The following is a 17,873-nucleotide window of genomic DNA, read 5'->3' as shown; positions in this document are numbered from 1 at the left end:
CAGTTTTACCGCTAAGCTATAGTCATCGGTACAAATGATGCGCCAGTCCGCGGAAGGAACTGCCATGACTGATTCGGGCGATGCCAAGGGATCCCAGGAACGCAGGAACGCCATTCTCGAAGCCGCGTGGCAGCTGATCGCTGAGCGTGGATACCATCACGTCCGGGTGCAGGACATAGCCAGGATCTGCGGCACCAGTACCGGCACCATCCATTACTACTTCCCTGGCAAGGACGATGTCCTGCGAGAAGCGCTGCGCTACTGCGTGGACCAGGCCTTCGACCGCCAGGGTGCGGTGCTGAGCCAGATTGATAACGCGCACAAGCGGCTGCTGGCACTGATTGAACTCCAACTGCCCATTGGCACCCAAGTTCGCAACGAGTGGTCCATCTGGCTCCAGTTCTGGTCCGAAACCTGCCTTAACCCCTCACTCAGGCCTATCCACAACGACTTTTATGCCCGCTGGATGGACGCGGTGGTCAGCATCGTCCGCCGCGGCCAGCGCCAAGGTATCTTCCGCGACCTCGATCCCGTCGGATTCGCACGCCTGCTGACCTCCGCCACTGACGGCGCGGCCATCAAGATCCTCACCGGAGCCCCTGACATGTCCATTGATGGCATGCGGACCATGCTGGTATCCATCGTTGACAGGGAGCTCACCCTGTCCGCAAGCGTGGCCTGACCGTGGCGCAGGTGGCGGGGCCGCACAGCGAGCTTCGTTCCCTGTGGCGTTCCCGTCTGGAGCACCGGGTCCGCCATATTGCCGGCGAAGACCACCCGGGAGTGCGCCGTGCAGCTGTCGCCATCACCATTTACGCAAGATCCGGCTCCCTGCACGTCCTCATCATTAAACGTGCAGCCAGGGGCTCCAACGCCGGGCAGTGGGCGCTGCCGGGCGGCCGCATGGATCCGGGCGAAGACCTCGTGGACACTGCGCTGCGCGAATTGCACGAGGAGACCGGGATCATGGCGTCGCGCACCGACGTGGTGGGTGTGCTGGACGATTTCCCGGCCAGCCGGGGCATAGTCATTACCCCTGTAATTGTCCTGCTTGATGAGCCGCAACGGCCCCGCCGGCATCCGGCCGAAGTGGCCTCGCTGCATCCGTTGCCACTCGAGGCGCTGACTGCCGACGGCGTCCCGAGATGGCACCCCCGGCCAGACGGTGGCCCGATCCTCCAGATGCCGCTGCGCCGGGGCATGGTCATCCACGCTCCAACAGGCGCCATCCTGTGGCAGTTCGCCGAAGTGGTGCTGAAGGGACGCGAGCTACGAGTGTCGGAGCTGGCCGAACCGGCTTTCACCGCACGATGACCCGGGTCCATACCGGGGGCCCGACACCGCACTTGCGGTACACCGGACTGGTATACGGCCGCCGGCACCCCGCGGCACCGGTCACCCCGCCTCTGCAAAAAGGAGCCTAGTGCGATGGAATATCTGGCCGAAACCTCCGGCTGGTTCGGTGCGCTGGCAGTCCTCGCGGGCTACCTGCTCTTTTCCCTGGGCCGGATCCCCAACGGCAGGACGTATCAAAGCGCAAACCTGATAGGCGCCCTGGCCCTGCTCGTCAACGGCGCCTGGCATGGCGCGTGGCCTTCGGTGGCCACCAACATTGCCTGGTGCGCCATCGCCATCACTGCTCTGGTCCGGTTGCAGCGCATGCGCCATGCCGAGCCTCTGCCGCTTGAAGCCGCAGACCTGGGCGGCGACGAACTGGTGCCCCCGCCCGGGCCCGTCACCCTGGAGCAAGGTGAGCGCTGAGGCTTAACAGGCTGTGGTGACGGGCTGATCGTCGTCCTCAAGCTTCACCCCGGCACGGAACGCCGATAAGGTAAGCAGACTGATAACCGCGAGCACCCGGCAGGGTGTTCCAGGGAGGAAGGAGACACATGTCGGCGTATCTGGGCCTGGCGATGTCCCTCCTAGTAGCAGTGGCCGGCGTGGCCGGACTCTACGCTCTGCACCGCCTCAATGCAGTCGCTAACAACCCTTTGATCAGCAAGCCCTTCGCCAGCGGCTGGATCCCTGAGCAGCATGCGCTCTCCCGCTACCACGCCCGCTACTATCCGGTGACGCTGATTTTTCTCGCGTTCGACGTCGAGATGCTTTTTATGTACCCGTGGGCCGTGGTGGTTGCCCGGCTCGGGGCGTCCGCCGTGATTGAGATGTTTGTGTTCCTCGGCGTGCTGATGGCCGGTGTGCTGTGGGCCTGGCGGGAAGGGGCGTTCAAATGGGCTTGAACGGCGTCCTGGCGCGGGCCGCCGTGACCCGCTGCCACGTTTTCCTGGCGGAGGCCCTGGACGGTGCCGCGCCGCGGATGGCCGTGGAGCGGGAGCTGGCGCGCCGCGGGTGGGTGGAAGCCCTGTCCCCGGCCGACGCCGACATCCTCTGCGTCTGTGGCGAGGTCCCCGGCGGGCAGGCGGACGCGATCCACCGGCTTTGGGACCAGCTCCCCGGCCCCCGGGCGCGGGTGAGTGTTGAGCAAACGGACGACGCCGGCGCCCGCCTGGACGGTTGCGTCGCCGAACTGTTGGATACCGCCGGTCAACGCCGCCAGGAAGCGGAGCGTTGGGTGCAGCCGGACGACGACGATAGCGACGACGGCGGGATGGATCACGCCGCGATGGACCACGGGCAGATGGACCACGGGCAGATGGACCACGGGCAGATGGACATGCCTATGCCTGGCGGCATCCCGCTGGCCGGCGAAGGAACCGACCGCGACGGCCTGAACCTGGATGTCCTGAAGGTACCGCTCGGCCCTTACCTTTCCCTCTGGCCCGCGGGACTGGTGCTGCACTGTGAGCTGCAGGGCGATGTCGTGTTTGGTTCCGCCATCGATTTTCCCTTCGGGGCGCCAGAGACCGGACCGGCGCCCGGCCCCGATGAGCGCGCATCTGTCATTCATCATCTGGATCTGGCGTCGCGGCTGCTCCGCCTCGCCGGAGCCGCTGCCAGCGCCACCCGGACCCGCCTGATCCGCGATTCCGCCCTGGACGGCGCAGCACTGGACCAGTGCCGAACGGAGCTGCAGTCCGAGCTGGCCAGGATCCGGAAGAACTGGCTGCTGCGCCGCACCCTGCGCGGCGTCGGCCACATCCCGGGCGGCTCAGGACTACCCGGCCTTGAGGGGACCGACGTCTGGGACAGGCTGGTGGGCATGTTCGAGACGGCAGCGGCCGGCACTGCAGCGGCCACCGGAACCAAGGCAGCTGCCCACACCACAGGACCACGCGGGGCCGGAGATCCGGCACAGAAACTCCCGGACCTCGTCCGTGGCCAGGAGCTCTCGGTGGTGCGCCTGATCGTTGCCAGCTTCGATCTGGCCCCCGCGGCGCGGACAGCCGGGGTGTCCGGATGAACGGCTCCCTGGTGCAACAGCTCCCGGCCTGGGGTGCGGTGGCCGCCCTCGCCGTGCTGGTGCTCGTGGCCTTGAGCGGGGCGGCCGCGGATGGGCTCGTGACGGCCCGGGCTGAGGGGCGACGCGGCGGCGGCTTCGCACCGGTGGCGGAAACGGCCCGGCTGCTCCGGCAACGGCCGCGCGGCACGGTCGCGGCGGACACGCTGCTGCGCAGGGTGGGCGTCGTTGGTCTTCCGGTGGCCGCGGCGCTGAAGGTGGCCGTGCTGCCGGTGGGGGCGTGGGTTGTCTCGGACCTGGCCGTGGGGCTGGTCTGGTTCAACACGATGGACGTGATGGTCTGGGCGCTGGTGTGGCTGGCCGGCTGGGGCCCGAACAGCGCCCATTCGCTGGTGGGCGGGTACCGTTTCCTGGCGCTGGCACTGGCGTATGAGCTGCCGCTGATGTTCGCGTTGACGGCGCCGGCGGTCGCGGCGGGCAGCCTGCGGATGGCCGATATTGTTGCCGCCCAGGACGGGTTGTGGTTTGTGGTCTGGATGCCGGTCGCGTTCCTGGTTTTTTGCGCCGCAGTGCTGGCGTTTTCCCTGCAGCGTCCGTTCACCGCCCCGCTCTCCCCTGACATCGCCGGCGGTGTGCTGGCCGAGCTTTCCGGGGTGGAGCGGCTCCTGCTGCTGGCCGGGCGGTACTTGCTGCTGGCCGCCGGTTCCGGGTTCGGAGTGGCCTTGTTCCTGGGCGGCGGTGCCGGGCCGGTCCTGCCGGGCTGGGCCTGGTTTCTGGCCAAGACGCTGGTGCTTTTCTGGCTGCTTCTTGCCGTCCGGCGCCGCGTGCCGGCGCTCCGGCCCGAACAGCTCATGGCGCCGGCGTGGGTGGTCGGCTTGCCGCTGATCCTGCTGCAGGTGCTCGTTGTCGCGGTGGCCGCCGTCGCTGGGAAAGGTTAAGCCGTGCTGAGTGCCGTTCTGTTCGTCGTCCTCGCTGTGGTGGCCATCGCCGCCGGCGTCATTGTCTTCCGCACCGACTCGATGGCGCGGGCCACATACGCCCTCGCCGTGTCCTTCGTGGCCGTGGGAATTATGCTGCTGCAGCTCGAGCTGGAGTACATCGGCGTCATCACGATCCTGATGATGGTGATGGAAATGGCCATCATGGCGATCTTCATGGTCATGTTCATGGGCATGAATCCGGCGCTGATGCCGATGGACATGGTCCACAACAAAAAGGCCTCCGCCGGTATCGCCGCCGGCGTCTTCGCGCTGCTGACTGCCGGGATCCTGCTGGCGGACTGGCCGGCCCGGCGCGGCGTCCCGGCGGTTGACCTGACGGTGTCCCTGGGTGAGACGATCATGGGGCCCAAGATGCTGGTGATGCTGACCGTCAGCCCGGTGCTGTTCGCAACGCTGGTCTCCGCGCTGGTGCTCGCCAATCCCCGCGGCCGCTACGCACCGTCCGCGGTGGTTCCGGTTGAACCGGAGAACGACGACGGCGGCACTCACCAGGGCGGTGGCCATGACGGCCACCACCAGCACCCGGGCGGTGCCCACTCATGACCCTGGAAATCGTGTTGATCGCGGCCGCCGGGCTTTTCAGCGTGGGCCTCTACGGCGCGCTGTCGCAGCAGGTGGTGGTCATGGTGATGATGGGCCTGGAGCTGATGATCAACGGCGTCATCCTCGCCGCGGCCGGGTTCTGGTGGTTCCTCGCCCCTGCGCCCGACGGCCAGGTCCTGCTGCTGGTGGTGATCGCGGCCATGACCGTTGAAATGGCGATGGGCTTCGCGGTGGCAACCCTGCTGCACCGCGCCCGGAACACCGACATGACCGAGATGGCCTCGGAGCTCTCCGGATGAGCGCGCTGCTGCTGTGGCTGATCGTACTCCCGGCGGTAGCCGGTACGGTCCTGGCCACCGCCGGACGCCGGGCCGACCGTGCGGCGCCGGCCATCGCCGTCGTCGTCGCCGTCCTGGTGCTCGCGTTGGCGGGCCTGACCGCCGCCGCGTCCGCCGCGGCCGCAGGCCCCGCGCTTCAGGCGCCGTTTATGGCCGGGTCCGCGTTTGGCGTCGAGGCCGACGCGTTGAGTGCGGTGCTGCTCCCTGCGGTGGCCGGCGTCACCTTGCTGGTCCTGCTCTTTGCCGCCGCCGCCGGAACCACGCATCCGGCCAGGTTCCACGGCCTCATGCTGATCTTCACCGCGGCGGTGCTGATCACCCTGACCGCCACGACCCTGCCCACACTGCTCTTCGCCTGGGAAATCATGGGCGCCGCCTCCTATGCTCTGATCGGCTTCCACTGGTCCGACCAGCACCGGATGTCCTCCGGGTTGACGGCGTTCCTCACCACCCGCACGGCGGACCTCGGGCTGTATATCGCCGCCGGCGCGGCCCTGGCCGGTGCTGCCCAGACGGGATCAGGAACCGCCGGGTCAGGCACCGCCGGGTCAGGCACCGCGGGGTCAGGCACCGCGGGGTCAGGCACCGCCGCCGGAACCGGGTCCATGGCACTGGCTGGTCTCGCCGGACTGCCCGACCCTTGGCGGGACATCGCCGCGGCCGGTCTCCTGGCCGCCGGGCTGGGCAAGGCCGCGCAGCTGCCGTTCAGCTTCTGGCTGTCGCGGGCCATGGACGGTCCCAGCGCGGTCAGCGCGCTGCTGCACTCGGCGGCCATGGTGGCGATGGGCGGCTACCTGCTGCTGCGGGTCGAGCCGCTGCTTGCTGCGACGGGGTGGGCTGCCACTACCGCGGCCTGGGCCGGCGCCGCCACCGCCGTCGTGCTTGGCATGGTGGCCGTTGCCCAGACGGACCTGAAACAACTTCTGGCCGCCTCCACCGCGGCGCAGCTGGGCTATGTGGTGATGGCCGCCGGGGTTGGGAACGTTGCCGGTGGCGCGGCGCACCTGATGGCCCACGCCGCCACCAAGAGCGGGCTGTTCCTCGCCGCCGGGGCCTGGCTCGCCGCGCTCGGGACCAAGAAGCTCGCCGGGCTGCGCGGGGCGGGACGCCGCTGGCCGGTCCTTGGTGCCGCGTTTACCGTGGGCGCCCTGAGCCTGGCCGGGATTGCCCCGCTGTCCCTGTGGGCCACTAAGGACAACGTCCTCACCGCGGCCCTCGAGCATTCCGTGCCGCTGTACGTGGCGGGCCTGGCCGGCGCCGTCCTCGCCGCCGCCTACGCCGCCAAGGCCGTTGCCCTCGTCTGGAAGCCGGTGCTGCCGGAGGCCTCCGCCCTGTACGACGCCGAGGAACCCGGCAGCCGCCGGATCACCTCCGGGCAGACATTCCCGGTGCTGATCCTCGCCGCGGGCGCGGCCGTGGCGGGACTGCTGGTGATCGGCCCCGGCGGCGACGCGCTGCGGGATGCGCTCGGCCGCGGGACTCCGGGAGACGGTGTGGAGTCCGGGCCGCTGGAACTGGCCGTTTCCGCCGCGCTGGCCCTCGCCGTCGTCGTCCTTGTGTGGCGTTTCTCCGCCCGGCTCCCCGCCCTGGGCGCCGCGAACGGGTGGCTGGGCATGGAAGCCGCGGCGCATGCCGTCGTGGTCCGCCCGGTGCTGGCCGCCGCGCAGCACCTGGCCCGTTTTGACGATGCGGTCCTGGACCGGGGCGTCGAGCGGGCCGCCCTCTTCGCGCTGCGGGCCGCCGGGGGTGCCGCAGCCGCGGACGCCGTCCTGGACCGGGGCGTGGAGGCGAGCGCCACCGCGACGTCGCGGGCGGCAGGCGGCTCGGCGGTGGTCGATACGAAAATCGACGACGGCGTCGAGACCCTCGCCCTCGCGGTCCGGCGCGCCGGTTCCGCCGCCCCGCGTCCGCAGACCGGCCAAGTCCATCATTACTACGTCCAAGCGGCCCTGGTCCTGGTGGCCGCCGCCGTCCTCCTGATCCTCGTGAGGTGAGCCTGTTTGCTCAGTCTTGTCGTCCTTCTCCCCCTGGCCGCGGCGGCGCTGATCCTGGCGCTGCCCCGCGCCGAACGGGCCGCCCGCCTGGCCTTCGTGCTGGTGGCCGCCGTCGAGGTGGCGCTCACCGCGGCGCTCTGGGCCGGGTACCGTGACCCGGGGGTCGGCGGGTTGGCCTATGAGGAGCAGCTGCGCTGGATCCCGAACGTGGGCAGCAGCTACCACGTGGGCGTCGACGGGCTCTCGCTCCCGCTGATCGTCCTGACGGCCGTGATCTTCCTGGCCTGCGCCATCTACGACTGGAACGCCACGGACCGGCCGCGGCCCCGGGCGTCGCTGTTCCTCTTTCTGGAGGCCACCAGCGTGGGGCTGTTCGCCGCCCAGGACCTGATCCTGTTTTTCCTCTTCTTCGACCTGTCCATCGTGGGGATGTACTTCATCATCGCCGGCTGGGGTCACGGGGACCGGGCCCGATCGGCGCTGAAGTTCTTCCTCTACACGTTCCTCGGCTCGCTGGCGCTGCTGCTCGGGTTCATCGGGCTTTACCTCGGCGCCGAGCCGCACACTTTCGACATTCCGGAACTGCTCCGCGCCGACGCGTTGCGGAACAACCCTGCCGGGGTGTGGGTGTTGGGTGCGATCGTGGTGGGCCTGGCGGTCAAGACCCCCACGGTGCCGTTCCACACCTGGCTGCCGCCCGCGCACACCGACGCACCCGCCACCGGCTCGGCTGTCCTGGCCGGGGTGCTGTTGAAGATGGGCACCTACGGTTTCGTCCGGATTGCGATGCCGTTGCTGCCCGATGCGTGGCGGGCCTGGGCGCCGGTGCTGATCACCGTCGGCGTGGTGTCCGTCCTTTACGGTGCGCTGGTGGCCCTGGCGCAGAGCGACCTGAAACGGATGATCGCCTATACCTCGGTGAACCACATGGGCTACATTGTCCTCGCGCTGGGTGCTGCGGGTGCCGCGGGTGCCGCGGGGGAAAGTGCGACGGCGGCGCGGGAGACGGCGGTGACCGGTGCCGTGACGCAGATGGTCAGCCACGGCCTGATCACCGGCGCCCTGTTCCTCCTGGCCGGTGTCCTGCACAGCCGCGCCGGGACCTACAGCATGGGAGCGTTCGGGGGCCTCGCCGCGCCCGCCCCGCGGTTTGCGGCGTTCTTCGCCGTGGGCGCGTTCGCTTCCCTGGGGCTTCCGGGCTTCAGCGGGTTCATCGCCGAGTTCCAGATCTTCGCCGGCAGCATCGGTACCGTCCCGCTGACAGCCATTGCGCTGCCGGGCATCCTCCTCACCGCAGCGCTGTTCCTGCGCGCGCTGCAGCGGGTCTTCACCGGGAGCACCAAGGGTAAGTCCACAGGTTTCCAGGATTTGCGCCCGGCCGAGGCCTGGTCCGTGGGCGGCCTGCTGGTGCTTTCGGTGCTGATCGGACTGTTCCCTGTCCCGCTGCTGGATGTCATCGCCCCGGCCTCGGCGGCGCTCGTCGGCGTGGCAGGAGGCTAGCCGCCGGTGGAGTCGATGAACTCAGGCGCCGACGCGCTGGCCCTGCTGCCGGAACTGTTCTTGCTGGCCGGGGCTGTCCTTGCGCTCTTGGCGGGATCGTTCACAGCCCGGGAGCGGCAGTGGATCAGCAGGGTGATCGCGGTGGTGGCCTTGTCTGCGAGCGCCGTGGCCGCCGGCGTGGCTTTCGCCGCTGTTGCCTCCACCGCCGGGCCGGTGGCTGAGTCAATGTCGGTCTATGACGGCAGCTACATCCTCGACGGCGGCACTGCTGCCGGGCGGCTCGTCGTCGCGCTCTCCGCGCTGCTGGTGATCGCCCTCGGCGTTGACGAGCTCCGCGGTACCGCCCGGGAAAGCGAAACGTACGTGCTGATCCTGCTCGCCTCCCTCGGCGCAGTGGTGCTGGCCGGCGCCGCGGACTTGCTGGTGCTGGCGGTGGGCTTCCTGCTCGCGAGCATCCCGCTCTACGCCCTGATCGGGATCGGCGGCACCAAGGCCGGGGCCGAAGCCGCCCTGAAGACCTACCTGCTTGGGGCGCTGTTCGGGATCCTGCTGCTGCTCGGCGTGACCGTGCTGTACGCGGTCTCGGGGTCGACGTCGTACGCCGGGCTCCGCGGCGCGCTGGCGGCGGCCGCGCCCGCCGTCGTCGGTGTGGGGCTGGTGGGGGTCCTCGCTGGGCTGATGTTCAAGGCCGGGGCCGTCCCGGGCCATTTCTGGGTTCCCGACGCCGCGGAAGGGTCCGGCACTGCGGTGGCGGCGTTTGCTACGACGGTGCCGAAGATCGGCGGCTTCCTGGCCGCGTACCGGCTGCTGGAGATGATGCCCGGCACGGTGCGCTGGCCGCTGCTGATCGCGTTGCTGTCCGTGCTCACCATGACGCTGGGCAACCTGGCCGCGTACACGCAGACAAACCCGCGGCGGCTGCTGGGCTGGTCCACCGTCAGCCAGGCCGGGTATTTGCTGATGCCTGTTGCGGTGGCCGGATCCGTACCGCTTGCCCTGCCCTCGCTCGTGGTGTTCCTGGCCGGGTATGCGGTCACCAACCTCGCCGCGTTCGCCGTGATCGCGGCGTACCCGGACCGGACGGAGCTCCGCGCCTACGAGGGCCTGGCCGCGGCCCGCCCATGGCATGCTGTGGCGTTGGTGGTGGCACTGCTCAGCCTGGTCGGGACCCCGCCCACCGCCGTCTTCCTGGGGAAACTGACAGTCTTCACCGCCGCGTGGGACGGCGGCTTTTGGTGGCTCACGCTTGCGGCCGCGGTCAACACCGTGATCAGCCTCTTCTACTACCTGCGCTGGCTCGCCCCCGCCTTCCGCGCCGCGTCACCGGACTCCCCCGACGCCGGGGAGTTCAGCCCGCGCCCGTGGGCTGGGCGGACCGCCGTTGCCGGGGCCGTGCTGGTCCTGGTTGTGGGGGTGGGAGCGGGGCTCGCATGGGCGGCGCTGGGCGGCCTGTCAGCCGGTTAAGCCGCCTGCCGGCGGGCTAAGCGGGATGCCAGGAATGCCGCGGCGCCTGCGGTGGCGCGCATCTGCCTCACACCATCTCGGGATACGTGGACAGGATGTAGTCGGTGGCCGCAGGCCCTTTCATGCGGAGCCGGGTGTGTCCGGGGCGGATCCCTTTTTGCTTCATGGCCGCCCAAAATGCGTCTTCGGGACCCGGTGCGCCATGGGACACGAAGCACCAGCTCGTGTAGAGCCCGTAAAGTCGGTTCCGCCCGAGCGCTGCCCCGGCGTCCGGGTCAAAGGCGGTGGCTTCCTGAAGGAACTGGTCGAAGTGGTCGAATTCCGAATCTGCCAGGGAAGCCTCTTCCGCTTGGGTGGATGTCATGAAAGTCTCTTCCGCTTGGGGGTCATGCCTCCGCGTTGTTGCGGCGGCCAATGCTTGACTGCGCATACGGCGTCAAGCGGGGAACCCGGCATCTGCGGAACTGCAGCTTCGGGTGTGGTGTGATATCGGGGGCGGTTCTAGGTCACGCCGCATGAATTTAATCAGCTTCGCGTGACGGGCCGGCACGGCCAGGCGTTCCAGGGTTCGACGCCTGTAACGGGCAATAAACGTTTTATCTACAATGTAGACTTTAGGCGTAGACTACAAGTTAAACAAGCCCATGTGGGTTTGCCGAGGAATTTCCCCATCGATTGGTGCCTCTGTTGAGGGACCGCCGCCTCCATGTGAACGGAACCCAATGCCCCCCGCAGAGAACCCGACGTCCGGCCCGACGCACCGCACCAAGAAGCGGCTCAGCCGTGAAATTGTGCTGTCCGCGGCGCTGGAACTGGTTGATTCCGAAGGGCTCGATGCGCTCACCATGCGCCGGCTCGGGCAGGAACTGGGCCGGGATCCCATGGGGCTGTACCGCTATGCGGAAAACCGCGCGGCGCTACTCGACGGCGTGTCAGAGCTGGTGTTTGACGAACTGGCCATTTTTCCTGACGACCCGGACTGGCAGGCCCAGCTCCGGCGCATCGCCCACGATCTTCGCCTCCTGGCGCTCCGGCACCCCAATGTTGTGCCCCTGCTGGTGACCCGCCCTCTGTCCACCCCCTTGGGCCTTCGCCCCCTGGGGACGCTGCGGCCCTTGGAGCAGATCCTGTCGCTGTTGATCGACGCCGGCTTTTCTCCGGCCGATGCCCTCCATGTCTACCGCGCCTACTACGGCTACCTGTACGGTCACATCCTCAACGAGCTGCAGGAGTTCGTTGTGGATCCGGACGAGAATGAAGCCCTGCTCCGTCTGGGCCTGCACCGGTTGCCGCCAAAGGAGTTCCCGCGCCTGCGCGCCCTCGCCCCCGTCCTGGTCGACTACGACGGAATGGCAGAACTCGACGAGGGAATCACCATCCTGCTCAGTGGCCTCGCCGCCCGCCTCGCCCCTGCCCGCCAGCCGGCGCAGTAACTCCCGGCTTCATCCCTCCGGGCCCCATCCCGCTGAGCCGCACTCCCCGGCTGGAGATACTTGCGGATGGAACCTGCGCCCAGTCATGATGGCGTAGCGCACGTCGCGCTGCGGGCTGTGGGTGCGGGGTCCCCTCTGCCGGTTCCAGCGCCCCAGAAGGCCTACGTTGCTGCATTTTCCTTCCGCCAATTCGGCGGCGCACCGTCCCTCTGACCGCGACGTCACAATCCTGTGTGGGCTGCTGGACGACGACGTGTGGGCGTTCAGCAATTGCCGGGTTGATGCCCCTGGCAAGCCTGTTGCCGAAATTGACTGGCTCTTCTACAACGTGCGTCACGGGACACTTATGGTCAGCGAGTGGAAGGGTTTCCCGCAACGTGTGGTGTCGGCAACCGATACGGGTGAACCCTGGAGGCTTGACGGCGGCATGGCGGTCCCCAATCCGATAGAGCAGGTCTCGCGGCAGCTCGATGCGGTCCGCTCAGTCCTGCGGGCCGAGATCCTTCCGCAGCACTTCCCCGCTTTCGATCCGCAGCAGCTGTTGCTTATGCAGAGCGTCTACTCGCCGCAGGTGGACGGGAGGACAGCCATCGAGCGGATCCGCTGGGGCAAGGTGTACGGCAGCCTTCCGGCTTTGGCTGCCGTGATTTCGAACTCGACCAGCCGGTCGCCGCTGGTGATGTCAGAAGAAGGCGCCCGGCTTCGCGTAGCGACCGCGCTTTGTGCGCTGTTCCGCACAACATCACCTGCCGAAGTTAAAGCCAAGCTGCGAGGTCCATTGGCGGGTGGGGACACCGACTTCGTCCAACGGATCAGCGCCATTCACCGGCAGATCGCCGCGCTGCACGTCGAACTCGCCGACCTCACACTGATCGCCCGGGGCTCCGTTACCGTCCAGCCGCGGCCTGCAGCGACAAGGACCGCCCCGGCGCCTGTATCCCCTACCCTGACCGAGCACCAGCGAATGAACGCCCACCTGGCGCAAAGCTTCCAAGGCGTCAACGGCAACTCCGACGCCGCAGCCAAGGCACTGGCGAAAGCTTGGAAGCTGGTGCTTGCGGATCGGCTGCTGCATGGAGAGACCGGTATCAGCATCTCCCTTTTCGGGTCCGTGGGGACGCCGCTGGTGAAGCGGCACCACGGTTCGCTGCCCAAGGTGCTGGGTATGCCGCTGCGTAAGTGGTGTGTGCTGCAGGCTCGGGCCGCGGGCATGAAGCCGCTGGACGTTCCAGGGAAGCCTTCTAACATCCGGGTGCGCTGACGCGCGTCGGTGGGTTAGGTTGCCGAACCTGACCGCGGCGAGCGGTCAAACGGCACCCACCGCGATTAGGCCCGGTACTCCTGAGAGTGTCGTCAGGGGCAATCTAGTGCTGCGTGTTAATGGTTTGTTTGCGTTTCATCTTGCCCAGGAGATAGTCCGCTGACTTGGTCCAGGTGAATGGTTTGGCGTCCTGGTTGTAGTTCTCGATGTAGCGTTCCATGGTTGCTTCCAGCTCTTTGACCGAGCTGAATGCCCCGCGTTTGAGGCACTGGCGGGTGATGATCCCGAAGAAGATTTCCACCATGTTCAGCCAGGAACAGCTGGTAGGGGTGAAATGCAGGCTCGCGCGCGGATTCTCGGCCAGCCAGTCCTTCACGTTCTGGTGCTTATGGGTCGCATAGTTGTCGCAGATGACATGCAGCTCAACCCCGGGGTGGGCGTCGGCGACCCGGCCCAGGAAATCGGCGAACTCGATGTTGGTGTGCTTTGGGTAGAAGGCGTTCGCGCTGAGTTTGCCGGTTAGGACCTCCAGGGCGGCGAACAAGGTGGTGGTGCCGTTGCGCTTGTAGTCGTGGGTCTGCTGCAGCGGATGCGTCGGGGACAGCGGCTGGACCGGGCCGGTGCGGGACAGGGCCTGGATCTGCGTCTTCTCATGGATACTCACCACCACCGCGTTTTCCGGCGGGGACATGTACAGGCCCACCACGTCCCGGAGCTTGGACTCCAGGGCGGGATCGGTGGAGAACTTGAACGTCTCGATCCGGTGCGGCTGGATTTTCCACCGGCGCCAGATCCGGGCCACAGAGGAAAAGGAGATCCCGTGGCGTTCGGCCATAATCCGGGCGGACCAGTGCCAGATCCCCATCTCCGCCGGCGGGATCCCGTCATTGGTCAGAGTGTCCGCGACCAGGGCAAGCTCGTCGATTTCCCGCTCCCGGCCCGGGCGCTGGACATCGGACAGGGCCTCGATCCCGCCCTCCGCATAGCGGTTGCGCCACTTCAAAACCGTGGGTGCCGAAAACCCGGTGATCTTCTCGATCTGGACATTCGGCATCCCGTCGGCAGCCAATAAGACCGTCCGCGCCCGCAACGCCACCGTCGCGGTAGATGCTTTCCCGCGCGTCAGCGCCTCCAGAGCTCCCCGGTCCCCGTCACGCAATTCCAATGCCCTTGCCAGATACACCATGGACCAAGTCTGGCAAACAACCAGACCCAAAGGAATCAACGACACGCTACACTCGGTGCTTGTTTGCGAGGACTGCCGGTGAGGAGCCGCTGGGCCGTTGGTCCGCTGCGGCCCGCCTACGGGGCGGTCGTTACGGGTTTCTGGAAGAGATTGCCTTCGAGGATGCTGCCGTGGAAGGTCCAGGCGGCGACGATGATCCAGGCGGCCACGAGCAGGGTGTAGCCGGCAACGGCCATCGCGTCGAACACGGCGAGGTGGGTGTGGGCGGCGAGGCCGGTCAGGCCGGTGACGCAGGTTCCGATGGGGAAGGTGAAGGACCACCAGGTCAGGGAGAACGGCAGGCCCTGGCGGGCGATGCGGATGGTGATGGCGGTTGCGAGTCCGGCCCACATGAGCACGAAGCCCAGGACCGGCACCCCGTACAGGACGCCGAAGGCTTCCATCGCCCGGGCCAGGGTCCCGGACACGGCGAGGTGGGCGTTCCCACCCAGGAGGTTCGCGGCGGTGATGGACTGGCCCAGCGGGCCCAGCACGATCCACAAGGTGGGAACGGCCGCGGCGGCCCCGATCTTGTGTCCGGCGAGTCGGTTCCAGATCAGGGTGATGATGATGATGGAGGCCAGCAGGCTCAGTCCGAACATCGCGTAGCAGCCCATCAGCAGGGTCAGGCGTGCCTGCCCGGCCGGGACGTAGGGCAGCAGCAGTGCCCCGGTGGAGGCCGAAACCATCGGAGGGACGACGGGCATCAGCCAGCCGCCGAACGCGCTGTCCTGCGTGACCTGGTGCCGGGTGAACTGCAGGTACGGGACCGCGACTGCGCTGGCCAGCCCCAGCAGGGTCCCGGCGGTCCAGAGCACCGCATCGATGCCGAGCGCCAACTGTTCTCCCATGATGTCTTTGCCCAGCAGCAGGGTCCCGGCGCCGACGGTGAGCAGCGCCATGGGCGGTGCGCCGTAGAACTGCGCCATGACCGGGTGGCTGTGGTGGCTTTGGGCGGTTTCCCGGTGCCGGATCCAGTGCACCCCAGTCGCGGCCATCAACAGGATCAGCAGCAGCGACGCCAGGGCCCAGACGACGGTGGCGCCGGTGCGCAGGCCGGGGAACTGGACGGGCAGTGTGGCGGCGGCAGTCGCGACGATCCCGGTACCCATAATGGAGGCGAACCAGTTAGGGGTCAGGTTCGCGAACAGCTCCGACGGCTTCTCCAGACGGCGCAGGACGCGCCGGTCCCCGGGGCGCCCGCCCGGGGGCGGTGCCGGTGGTGCGGTGTGGTGGTTGTCGGCGGTCAGCAGCAGTGTTCCCATGTCTTCAATGCTCCCGGTTCCGGACCTGCCGCAGTAGGCGGCATAGACTTGTCAGGGTACAAGCCGGACTTGTACCGCACGTGACGTTTCTGAAGGAGATTCCCCGATGCTCAGCCCCCGGATACCGGAGCTCTCCGCCCTGGAAATGCTGGCCGCGGTCCATGATCTGGGATCCCTCTCCGCCGCGGGGAAACACCTGGGACTGTCCCAGCAGGCTGTCTCCTCCCGGATGCGTTCCCTGGAGTCCCAGATCGGGTCCGCCCTGCTGACCCGGACCCCGCGGGGTTCCACCCTGACAGAATCAGGTGCACTGGTCGCCGGGTGGGCGGCGGAGGTCCTCTCAGCGGCGGAACGGCTCGACGCCGGAATCGCCTCGCTGCGTTCCGACACCGTCCGGCAGCTGAAGGTCGCGGCCAGCCAGACCATCGCCGAACACCTGCTGCCCCTCTGGCTGGTCGCGCTGCGCCGCCAGCAGGAGAGTCTCGGACTCGTCCCCACGGTCGTGGAGCTGACGGTGAACAACAGTGAAGCCACCGTAGCCCTGGTCCGCTCCGGACAGGCAGCCATCGGTTTCATCGAAAGCCCGCACCTTCCCCCGGACTTGAGCGCCACGGCGGTGCAGGACGATGACATGGTCCTGGTCGTCGCACCGCAGCATCCCTGGGCCCGGCGACGGACACCCGTCACAGCAGGCGAACTGGCAGCAACCGCGCTGGTCACCAGGGAACACGGCAGCGGAACCCGGGACGCCCTCGAGCACCTGCTCACCACCGCCGGGGCCCCGCCCCTGGCAGAGCCGCTGGTGGAACTATCCACGACGGCGGCCGTCCGCTCCGCCATCGCCGCCGGCACGGCCCCCGGAGTACTCAGCGCACTGGCCGTCCGTGACGACCTTGCCCTGCACCGGCTCATCGCCGTCCCCGTCCGTGGGCTGCCCCTGCGCCGCACCCTGACCGCCCTGTGGCAGACCGGTCCAACACCCCCGCCGGGGCCGGCCCGGGATCTGGCAGCCATCGCCGCCAGAGCTGTTCCGGGAACCAGCACCCGCCGGAAGGCATGAAACCCGGCGCGGTTGTAATGCTTTGCCTGACGGGCACGGCGGCCCCTGGAGTGACGCAGGCACACGGGTTCGGAGGAGAGAACACAATACCCGCGACGGCAGTAGGGGACTATTTCCTCGCTGGCTGGGAATTCGCCGCGTCGGCTGCTGAGTTACGCGGGCGGGATTGGCGCGGCGCTGTATCGCGGACCGAGAGAGGGGCCGAGGGGCCATGGTCTGGTAACTGTTGGCAACCGTTCTTGCCGACACACGTTCCTCGGGCGGCCAGCTAATGGGCCGGCGGCGGCCGGGGCCCTGCGTTGCACCTGTTATCCGGCGGGCGTGCTGATCTTTTCCCCGGTGGGGTTGATGACCCACCAGATCTTGTTGAAGCCTTGGCCCTTAACGTCGCCCGGGGCGGTGTCTTTGGTGTAGATGTACAGGGGCATCCCGTTGAGCGTGACTTGCCTGGTCCCGGCGTCGGTGGTGATCACGCCGACCTTTCCGGTGACACCCTCCACTACCGGGGTCCCGGATCCGGCGGTCACCGCCGACCAGATGGACAGGCAGGCCCCGGTGCAGGCACTTTTCCCGGAGTCTTTGACGTCCTTGTCGAAAACATAGACGGACATGCCCTTGTTGTTGACAACCGTGGTCCCCAGGGAGGTTTTCGCGGTCGCCAGATCTGCCGGGGCGGCGCTGGTGGCGGGCGCGGCCGGGGCTGACGTGGTTCCGGTGGAGGTCGTTGTCGATGCGCCGCAGCCGGTCAGGGCCAGAGCGGAAAGGGACAGCGCCGCCATGGCTATGCTCAGTCTCGTGTTCATGAAATATGACTCCTCTAAAAACAGATCTTTGGGACAGATACACACGGCCTGCTCTCAGCCGGTCGTTGCTGTGGATCTGCACGGCGCGGGTTGCCGCTATGCCCTAAGACGGCGCTGGTGGTGAGAATGGTTCAACCGGGGGCAGAATTTTTTACGGCTGAACTTTTCCCGGCCATGGGCGTCGTAGCGGGTAGAGCCCGTTCCATCGAGATGTCAGGGGCGTCCATGCCACTGGATGAGCAGATAGTCGCAGAGATCTACCGGGAGCATGCGCCGGCGCTACGACGCTTCGTGATCGGGATAACATCGAGCCCGGAGCAGGCCGAAGGCGTCGTGCAGGAAACGATTCTGCGCATCTGGCAGCAGGCCCCCGGAATCACCACCAGTATGCGCGGTTACCTTTTCCGGACGGCCAGAAACATCGTCATCGACAATTTCCGCCGTCAGCAGCGCCGGCCCCAACAAACGCAGACGGAGGACCTGGAGCAGATGGCGGTTACGGTCGAGCACGTGGACGGGCTGTTGATGAAGCTGCTGATGGAAGAAGCACTGGCCCGGCTCAGTGCTGGGCACGGCGAGGTCATCACCATCAGCGGAACCAAAGCCACGCGCCCAGGCCTCGCTTAAG

The 17,873-nt window shown here is 67.7% G+C and carries 19 protein-coding genes; 15 read left to right on the top strand and 4 right to left on the bottom strand.

Annotated elements, in window-relative coordinates; all coding sequences use genetic code 11:
- Positions 1-64 precede the first annotated feature (64 nt).
- From ACQCS0_RS05845 to ACQCS0_RS05795, 11 genes are all read left to right on the top strand, one after another.
- Positions 65-682: a TetR/AcrR family transcriptional regulator gene (locus ACQCS0_RS05845; protein WP_282330977.1), complete on the top strand. Its 618-nt coding sequence runs from the start codon at positions 65-67 to the stop codon at positions 680-682.
- Positions 683-684: 2 nt separating this feature from the next.
- Positions 685-1,314, top strand: coding sequence for an NUDIX hydrolase (locus tag ACQCS0_RS05840; protein ID WP_426940099.1), 630 nt, complete (start codon positions 685-687; stop codon positions 1,312-1,314).
- A 114-nt stretch (positions 1,315-1,428) separates the two neighbouring features.
- Positions 1,429-1,761, top strand: a complete 333-nt coding sequence (locus ACQCS0_RS05835; RefSeq protein ID WP_426940098.1) for a CBU_0592 family membrane protein — start codon at positions 1,429-1,431, stop codon at positions 1,759-1,761.
- Positions 1,762-1,889: 128 nt separating this feature from the next.
- Complete coding sequence (locus ACQCS0_RS05830) at positions 1,890-2,240, top strand: NADH-quinone oxidoreductase subunit A (protein ID WP_193341037.1); 351 nt, start codon at positions 1,890-1,892, stop codon at positions 2,238-2,240.
- Positions 2,231-3,361: a hypothetical protein gene (locus tag ACQCS0_RS05825; RefSeq protein WP_426940097.1), complete on the top strand. Its 1,131-nt coding sequence runs from the start codon at positions 2,231-2,233 to the stop codon at positions 3,359-3,361. The genes ACQCS0_RS05830 and ACQCS0_RS05825 overlap by 10 nt, the downstream gene beginning before the upstream one ends.
- A complete protein-coding gene (locus ACQCS0_RS05820; RefSeq protein ID WP_354154041.1) occupies positions 3,358-4,296 on the top strand; it encodes a complex I subunit 1 family protein in 939 nt (312 codons plus the stop codon). Before ACQCS0_RS05825 ends, ACQCS0_RS05820 begins: the two co-directional genes overlap by 4 nt.
- A gap of 3 nt (positions 4,297-4,299) precedes the next feature.
- Positions 4,300-4,902, top strand: coding sequence for an NADH-quinone oxidoreductase subunit J (locus tag ACQCS0_RS05815; protein WP_426940096.1), 603 nt, complete (start codon positions 4,300-4,302; stop codon positions 4,900-4,902).
- Complete coding sequence (locus ACQCS0_RS05810; protein ID WP_123256133.1) at positions 4,899-5,201, top strand: NADH-quinone oxidoreductase subunit NuoK; 303 nt, start codon at positions 4,899-4,901, stop codon at positions 5,199-5,201. Before ACQCS0_RS05815 ends, ACQCS0_RS05810 begins: the two co-directional genes overlap by 4 nt.
- Positions 5,198-7,234 (top strand): proton-conducting transporter membrane subunit, encoded by a 2,037-nt coding sequence (locus ACQCS0_RS05805; protein WP_354224317.1) that lies wholly within the window; start codon positions 5,198-5,200, stop codon positions 7,232-7,234. The genes ACQCS0_RS05810 and ACQCS0_RS05805 overlap by 4 nt, the downstream gene beginning before the upstream one ends.
- A 6-nt stretch (positions 7,235-7,240) precedes the next feature.
- Positions 7,241-8,734 carry an NADH-quinone oxidoreductase subunit M gene (locus ACQCS0_RS05800; protein ID WP_354154044.1) on the top strand — a complete coding sequence of 498 codons (1,494 nt, stop codon included), beginning with the start codon at positions 7,241-7,243 and terminating at the stop codon, positions 8,732-8,734.
- A 15-nt stretch (positions 8,735-8,749) separates the two neighbouring features.
- The gene (locus tag ACQCS0_RS05795) at positions 8,750-10,198 is read left to right on the top strand and encodes an NADH-quinone oxidoreductase subunit N (RefSeq protein ID WP_354154218.1); all 1,449 of its coding nucleotides are present in this window, start codon (positions 8,750-8,752) and stop codon (positions 10,196-10,198) included.
- A 67-nt stretch (positions 10,199-10,265) separates the two neighbouring features.
- Here the strand turns inward: ACQCS0_RS05795 and ACQCS0_RS05790 are convergent, their stop codons facing one another.
- A complete protein-coding gene (locus tag ACQCS0_RS05790; RefSeq protein ID WP_354154045.1) occupies positions 10,266-10,562 on the bottom strand; it encodes a hypothetical protein in 297 nt (98 codons plus the stop codon).
- Between the two features lie 358 nt (positions 10,563-10,920).
- Here ACQCS0_RS05790 and ACQCS0_RS05785 point away from each other — a divergent pair, with 358 nt between their 5' ends.
- Together ACQCS0_RS05785 and ACQCS0_RS05780 are read left to right on the top strand one after the other, a co-directional pair.
- Positions 10,921-11,631, top strand: coding sequence for a TetR/AcrR family transcriptional regulator C-terminal domain-containing protein (locus ACQCS0_RS05785; protein ID WP_354154046.1), 711 nt, complete (start codon positions 10,921-10,923; stop codon positions 11,629-11,631).
- A gap of 166 nt (positions 11,632-11,797) precedes the next feature.
- The gene (locus ACQCS0_RS05780) at positions 11,798-12,892 is read left to right on the top strand and encodes a hypothetical protein (RefSeq protein WP_354154047.1); all 1,095 of its coding nucleotides are present in this window, start codon (positions 11,798-11,800) and stop codon (positions 12,890-12,892) included.
- A 103-nt stretch (positions 12,893-12,995) separates the two neighbouring features.
- On the opposite strand, the gene ACQCS0_RS05775 is transcribed toward ACQCS0_RS05780, so the two are convergent.
- Positions 12,996-14,078 (bottom strand): IS630 family transposase, encoded by a 1,083-nt coding sequence (locus tag ACQCS0_RS05775; RefSeq protein WP_354154048.1) that lies wholly within the window; start codon positions 14,076-14,078, stop codon positions 12,996-12,998.
- A gap of 116 nt (positions 14,079-14,194) precedes the next feature.
- Positions 14,195-15,382 carry a TDT family transporter gene (locus ACQCS0_RS05770; RefSeq protein ID WP_354154049.1) on the bottom strand — a complete coding sequence of 396 codons (1,188 nt, stop codon included), beginning with the start codon at positions 15,380-15,382 and terminating at the stop codon, positions 14,195-14,197.
- Positions 15,383-15,488: 106 nt separating this feature from the next.
- Between ACQCS0_RS05770 and ACQCS0_RS05765 the strand changes: the two genes are divergently transcribed.
- Complete coding sequence (locus ACQCS0_RS05765) at positions 15,489-16,442, top strand: LysR family transcriptional regulator (RefSeq protein WP_354154050.1); 954 nt, start codon at positions 15,489-15,491, stop codon at positions 16,440-16,442.
- Positions 16,443-16,750: 308 nt separating this feature from the next.
- Here ACQCS0_RS05765 and ACQCS0_RS05760 read toward each other — a convergent pair whose 3' ends face one another.
- The gene (locus ACQCS0_RS05760) at positions 16,751-17,245 is read right to left on the bottom strand and encodes a hypothetical protein (RefSeq protein ID WP_354154051.1); all 495 of its coding nucleotides are present in this window, start codon (positions 17,243-17,245) and stop codon (positions 16,751-16,753) included.
- 225 nt (positions 17,246-17,470) lie between these two features.
- Between ACQCS0_RS05760 and ACQCS0_RS05755 the strand changes: the two genes are divergently transcribed.
- Positions 17,471-17,872 (top strand): sigma factor, encoded by a 402-nt coding sequence (locus ACQCS0_RS05755; protein WP_426940095.1) that lies wholly within the window; start codon positions 17,471-17,473, stop codon positions 17,870-17,872.
- Position 17,873: the final 1 nt, after the last annotated feature.

It is taken from the genome of Pseudarthrobacter sp. S6 (assembly GCF_050156575.1).
Taxonomy (GTDB): Bacteria; Actinomycetota; Actinomycetes; order Actinomycetales; family Micrococcaceae; genus Arthrobacter.
The sequence above is the reverse complement of the archived record's forward strand: the minus strand, read 5'-3'. Positions and strand labels throughout refer to the sequence as shown.

Excerpts from the sequence above, each read along its gene's own strand:
- ACQCS0_RS05845 (WP_282330977.1), top strand. The coding sequence starts at position 65 with ATGACTGATTCGGGCGATGCCAAGGGATCCCAGGAACGCAGGAACGCC.
- ACQCS0_RS05835 (WP_426940098.1), top strand. The coding sequence starts at position 1,429 with ATGGAATATCTGGCCGAAACCTCCGGCTGGTTCGGTGCGCTGGCAGTC.
- ACQCS0_RS05830 (WP_193341037.1), top strand. The coding sequence starts at position 1,890 with ATGTCGGCGTATCTGGGCCTGGCGATGTCCCTCCTAGTAGCAGTGGCC.
- ACQCS0_RS05825 (WP_426940097.1), top strand. The coding sequence starts at position 2,231 with ATGGGCTTGAACGGCGTCCTGGCGCGGGCCGCCGTGACCCGCTGCCAC.
- ACQCS0_RS05820 (WP_354154041.1), top strand. The coding sequence starts at position 3,358 with ATGAACGGCTCCCTGGTGCAACAGCTCCCGGCCTGGGGTGCGGTGGCC.
- ACQCS0_RS05810 (WP_123256133.1), top strand. The coding sequence starts at position 4,899 with ATGACCCTGGAAATCGTGTTGATCGCGGCCGCCGGGCTTTTCAGCGTG.
- ACQCS0_RS05805 (WP_354224317.1), top strand. The coding sequence starts at position 5,198 with ATGAGCGCGCTGCTGCTGTGGCTGATCGTACTCCCGGCGGTAGCCGGT.
- ACQCS0_RS05795 (WP_354154218.1), top strand. The coding sequence starts at position 8,750 with ATGAACTCAGGCGCCGACGCGCTGGCCCTGCTGCCGGAACTGTTCTTG.
- ACQCS0_RS05790 (WP_354154045.1), bottom strand. The coding sequence starts at position 10,562 with ATGACATCCACCCAAGCGGAAGAGGCTTCCCTGGCAGATTCGGAATTC.
- ACQCS0_RS05785 (WP_354154046.1), top strand. The coding sequence starts at position 10,921 with ATGCCCCCCGCAGAGAACCCGACGTCCGGCCCGACGCACCGCACCAAG.
- ACQCS0_RS05775 (WP_354154048.1), bottom strand. The coding sequence starts at position 14,078 with ATGGTGTATCTGGCAAGGGCATTGGAATTGCGTGACGGGGACCGGGGA.
- ACQCS0_RS05770 (WP_354154049.1), bottom strand. The coding sequence starts at position 15,382 with ATGGGAACACTGCTGCTGACCGCCGACAACCACCACACCGCACCACCG.
- ACQCS0_RS05765 (WP_354154050.1), top strand. The coding sequence starts at position 15,489 with ATGCTCAGCCCCCGGATACCGGAGCTCTCCGCCCTGGAAATGCTGGCC.
- ACQCS0_RS05760 (WP_354154051.1), bottom strand. The coding sequence starts at position 17,245 with ATGAACACGAGACTGAGCATAGCCATGGCGGCGCTGTCCCTTTCCGCT.
- ACQCS0_RS05755 (WP_426940095.1), top strand. The coding sequence starts at position 17,471 with ATGCCACTGGATGAGCAGATAGTCGCAGAGATCTACCGGGAGCATGCG.